The sequence below is a fragment of the Sphingomonas sp. 66-10 genome (assembly GCF_001897045.1).
Classification (GTDB): domain Bacteria; phylum Pseudomonadota; class Alphaproteobacteria; order Sphingomonadales; family Sphingomonadaceae; genus Sphingomonas; species Sphingomonas lycopersici.
On record NZ_MKRR01000019.1, the window covers coordinates 17849 to 22390 of the forward strand.

5 protein-coding genes are annotated in these 4542 nt (G+C 70.3%); 3 read left to right on the forward strand and 2 right to left on the reverse strand.

The window, feature by feature from the left end; all coding sequences use genetic code 11:
• The 3 genes from BGN95_RS02355 to BGN95_RS02365 all read left to right on the forward strand — a co-directional run.
• A partial coding sequence (locus BGN95_RS02355) for an efflux RND transporter permease subunit (RefSeq protein WP_286771504.1) occupies window positions 1–756 on the forward strand: 756 nt, incomplete at its 5' end.
• Window positions 753–1052, forward strand: a complete 300-nt coding sequence (locus BGN95_RS02360; RefSeq protein ID WP_265311511.1) for a DUF3240 family protein — start codon at window positions 753–755, stop codon at window positions 1050–1052. The genes BGN95_RS02355 and BGN95_RS02360, both read left to right, overlap by 4 nt.
• Complete coding sequence (locus BGN95_RS02365; protein WP_265311510.1) at window positions 1049–2266, forward strand: TolC family protein; 1218 nt, start codon at window positions 1049–1051, stop codon at window positions 2264–2266. Before BGN95_RS02360 ends, BGN95_RS02365 begins: the two co-directional genes overlap by 4 nt.
• Before the next feature lie 16 nt (window positions 2267–2282).
• Here BGN95_RS02365 and BGN95_RS02370 read toward each other — a convergent pair whose 3' ends face one another.
• Together BGN95_RS02370 and BGN95_RS02375 are read right to left on the reverse strand one after the other, a co-directional pair.
• Entirely contained in the window at window positions 2283–3878 is a 1596-nt protein-coding gene (locus BGN95_RS02370) for a cisplatin damage response ATP-dependent DNA ligase (protein WP_286771505.1), read from the reverse strand.
• Between the two features lies 1 nt (window position 3879).
• A partial coding sequence (locus BGN95_RS02375) for a DNA ligase-associated DEXH box helicase (RefSeq protein WP_286771506.1) occupies window positions 3880–4542 on the reverse strand: 663 nt, incomplete at its 5' end.

Consider the following 4542-nt stretch of genomic DNA (forward strand, 5'->3'; position numbering starts at 1 on the left):
TTCGCCGATCTCCAGCTCACCACCCCGACGGGCGAGCTGGCACGGGTCAGCGATCTCGCGCGGATCGAAAAGACCGCCGGGCCGATCCGGCTCGATCACGAAAGCGGCTCGCGTTATGCCTTGGTGCAGGCGTTCGTCTCGGGGCGCGATCTCGTCGGCTATGTCGACGATGCCAGAGCCAAGGTCGCGGCACAGATCGCGCTGCCGCCGGGCTATCGGCTCGAATGGGGCGGGCAGTTCGAGAACCAGCAGCGCGCCGCGGCGCGGCTGATGCTGGTGATCCCGGTGGCGCTGCTGCTGATCTTCCTCGTGCTCTATCTCACGCTCAAGTCGCTGCGCGGGTCGCTGCTGATCCTCGCCAATATTCCGTTTGCCGCGGTGGGCGGGATCGTCGCCTTGTGGCTGACGGGGGAATATCTGTCGGTGCCCGCATCGGTCGGGTTCATTGCCTTGCTCGGCATCGCGGTGCTCAACGGGCTGGTGCTGGTCGCCTATTTTCGCCAGCTCCGCGAAGATGGGCTGCCGATGGCCGAGGCGGTGCGCAGCGGGGCCGAGCGACGGCTACGCCCGGTGATGATGACCGCGTGCATCACCGCCTTCGGGCTGGTGCCGCTGCTGTTCGCGACCGGGCCGGGCTCCGAGATCCAGAAGCCGCTCGCGATCGTGGTGATCGGCGGACTCGTCACCTCGACCTTGCTGACGCTGGTGCTGCTCCCGATCCTCTATGAGCGTTTCGGCGAAAGGTCCGCCGCATGAGCCGCGTGGTGCTGACCCTGTTCTGCGGCGCGCATGACGGCGAGGCGATCGCCGCGGCGTTGCGCGATTGCCTGCACCTGCCAGTCCACCAGCGGCGCGAGGCCGTGCTCGGCCGCGATTTCGACGATGCGGCGACCGGCGAGCGCGTCGCCGGGACGCTCGCGCGCGTCGCGGTGGAGGTGGAGCTCGCCGCCGCGCGGGTCGAGGAAGCGCTGGCGGCGGCGACGCAGGTGCGGCGGCGGCTGCCGTTTCGCTGGCGGACGGTCGCGATCACGGACGGGGGGCGGGTGGCATGAAATGGGCGTGGCTGCTGGTGGCGGGCGCCGCCGTCCCCGCGCAAGCGCAAACCGGCGATCTGCCGCCGCACGATCTGGTGATGCGCGCGCTCGATGCGCATCCGGGGGTCGAGGCGGCGACCGCGCGGGTCGATGCGGCGCGGGCGGACAGCGAGGCGTTGCGCCGCGGGCCGCACGAGATCACCGCGCAGGGCACGGTTTCGCGTCGCACGGTCGATCGCGAGGGGCGCTATGCCGAATATGACGCAACGGTCAGCCGCGCGTTCCGCCTGCCGGGCAAGGCGGCGCTCGATCGCCGCGCCGGGGCGCTCGGGGTCGATATCGCGCAAAACCGGATGGAGGATGCGCGGCATCAGGCGGCGCTGACGCTCGCGACCTTGTGGTACGATTGGGTGCTGGCCAGCGAATTGCACCGCAATGCGGCGGCGCTGGTCGCCAACCAGCAGGCGCTGGTCGCGGCGACGCGGCGCCGCGCCGCGCTGCGCGACGCGGCCGAGCTCGACGTGCAACAGGCGGCGGCGAGCCTCGCGCTGGCGCAGGCACAGGCGGGCGACGCCGCGGCGTCGCGCGATCGCGCGCGGTCGCTGCTCGCAACGCGCTTTCCCGACCTGCCGTTGCCGGCCGAGGCGCCCGCGCTGCGCGAACCCTCGGCGTCGAACGAGGATCTGTTGCAATTGCAGCGGCTGATCGTCGAGCGGAGCCACGAGATCGCCGCGGCGGCGGGCACCGCCGAGCGCCAGTCGGTGGTCGCTCGTCGTGCGCGCGCCGATCGCATCGCCGATCCGTCGCTCGGGGTGCGGCTGTTCAGCGAGCGCAGCGGGCAGGAGCAGGGCGCCGGCCTGTTCGTCGCGTTGCCGCTCGGCGGCGGGCATCGCCGCGCTCTGGCCGATCGCGCGGCGGCGGAGGCAAGCGCGGCGCGTGCCGAACAGGTGATCGTCGAGCGCGACGTTGCGGGCAATGCCGCTGCCGATGTCGCGGAGTTTCGCGCGCGCCACGTCGCGTGGCTGGCGAGCCGCGAGTCGGTACGTCATGCCGAGGCAAGCGCGGCGCTGGCGGGGCTCGGCCAGCGGCGCGGGGCGATCGACCTTGCCGATCGTCTCTATGCCGATCGCCAGGCCAATGAAGCGCGCGCGCAGGAACTCGCGATGCGTGCCGCCGCGGCGCGGCTGATCCTCAAGCTGCGGATCGACGCGCATAGTTTGTGGATCGAGTAGCGCGCGGGGATCCGGGTTACGGTTCGGCCGCGACGAGCGCGCGCAGCGTCTCGATCCGGTCCGCCTCGCGCGGGAGCTTGTCGGCGCGGATGCGGTGGATGCGCGGGAAACGCATCGCGAGGCCGGATTTGTGCCGCTTGCTCGCGTGGATCGAATCGAACGCGATCTCCAGCACGAGGCTGCGATCGGTTTCGCGCACCGGGCCGAAGCGATTCACCGTATGCGTGCGGACGTGGTGATCGAGCCATTTCAGCTCGGCGTCGGTAAAGCCCGAATAGGATTTCCCCACCGGCAGCAATTCCGCCCCGGCATCGGGGTCTCCGTTCCAGCAGCCGAAGGTGAAATCGGAATAATAGGATGACCGGCGGCCGTTGCCGCGCTGCGCATACATCAACACGCAATCGACCAGCAGCGGATCGCGCTTCCACTTGTACCACAGCCCCATCGGCCGGCCCGCGAGATAGGGGCTGTCGCGGCGCTTCAGCATCACCCCCTCGATCGCCTGATCGCGCGCTTGATCGCGGATCGCGGCGAGCGCCTCCATCGAGGTCGCGGGAACGATCGCGCTGAGATCGAACCGCGCGGGGTCGAGCCCGGCGGCGAATTGCTCCAGCCGCGCGCGCCGTGCGTGCCACGGCAGCGGGCGCAGGTCCTCGTCGCCGATCAGCAGCAGATCGAACAGGCGCACGAAGGCGGAGGATTCCTCCAGCATCTTGCGTGACACCGTCTTGCGGTTGAGCCGCTGCTGCAGCGCGTTGAAGCTCGCCGCGCCGCCCTCCTCGCCGCCTTGGAAGGCGCCGCGCACGAGCAATTCGCCGTCGAGCACCACCGGCGTATCGAGCGCGCCGAGCAGCTCGGGAAAGCTGTGCGAGATATCGTCGCCCGATCGCGAATAGATCCGCGTTTCGTCGCCATGGACGATCTGCGCGCGGATCCCGTCCCATTTCCACTCGACCGCGTAGAGATCGAGATCGACCGCGGTGTCGCCGATCGGATGGGCGAGCATGAACGGCCGGAACTGCGGCGCGCCGGCGGCATGCGGCGGCGGCGCACGGCCGGTCGCCCAGTCGAAGAGCGCGGCATAGGGCGGGTGCTGGCCGTGCCAATATTCCTCGACGTCGGTGACCGGCACGTCGAACGCCTGCGCGAACGCGATCTTCGCCAGCCGCGTCGATACGCCGTTGCGCATCGCGCCGGTGGCGAGCTTGAGCAGCGCGTAGCGGCCGTTGGCGTCGAGCCGATCGAGCAATGCCGGCAGCGCGCCATAGACCGTCGCGCGCGTCATCGCCGAAAGCAGCGCGACCGCCTCCGCAACGGTCGGGGGCGTGCCGGGGAGCGGCGGGGCGGGCCACAACAGGCTCACCGTTTCGGCGGTGTCGCCGACATAATCGCGCGACAGCGCGAACAGCCCCGGATCGACGCGCTCGACCGCCAATTGGCGGATGACCGCCGACTTCACCGCCGGAAAGTCGAGCGAATTGGTCAGCCCCGCCAGCGCCCAGCCGCGATCGGGGTCGGGGGTGCGCTGAAGATAGGCGGCGATCAGCGCCAGCTTGCCGTTGCGCGACCGTGTATAGGTGAGCGCGTCGAGCAACTCGGCGAACGCCTCCACCTCAATCATCCTCGTCGAACATGCCGGCCAGCGCCAGCGCGCGCGCCGGCCGCTGCTGCAGTTCGCACCAGCGCAACAGCCCGTCCTCGCGGCCGTGGGTGATCCAGGTTTCGGCGGGATCGACCTCGGCGATCGTCTGCGTCAGCTCGGTCCAGTCGGCATGATCGGAGATGACCAGCGGCAGCTCGACGTTGCGCTGGCGCGCGCGCTGTCGCACCCGCATCCAGCCCGAGGCGAGCGCGGTGATCGGATCGGGCAGCCGCCGCGCCCAGCGATCGTTGAGCGCGGCGGGCGGGCACAGCACGATCTGGCCCTTGAGCGCTTCCTTCGTCGTATCCATCACCAGCGCGATCGGCCCGAGCGGCACGCCCTGTTCCTCGTACAACCGGCACATTTGCACCAATGCACCGTGGAGATAGATCGCCTCGCCATATCCCGCCCGGCGCAGCTCGGCGATGAGGCGCTGCGCCTTGCCGAGCGCATAGGCGCCGACGAGGACGCAGCGATCGGGGTTGCGCGCGCGCGTTTCGAGCAGCCGCGCGATTTCCTCTTCGATCGGCGGGTGGATGAACACCGGCAGGCCGAACGTCGCCTCGGTGATCAGCACATCGCACGCGGCGGGCACGAACGGCGCGCAGGTGGGGTCGGCGCGGCGCTTGTAATC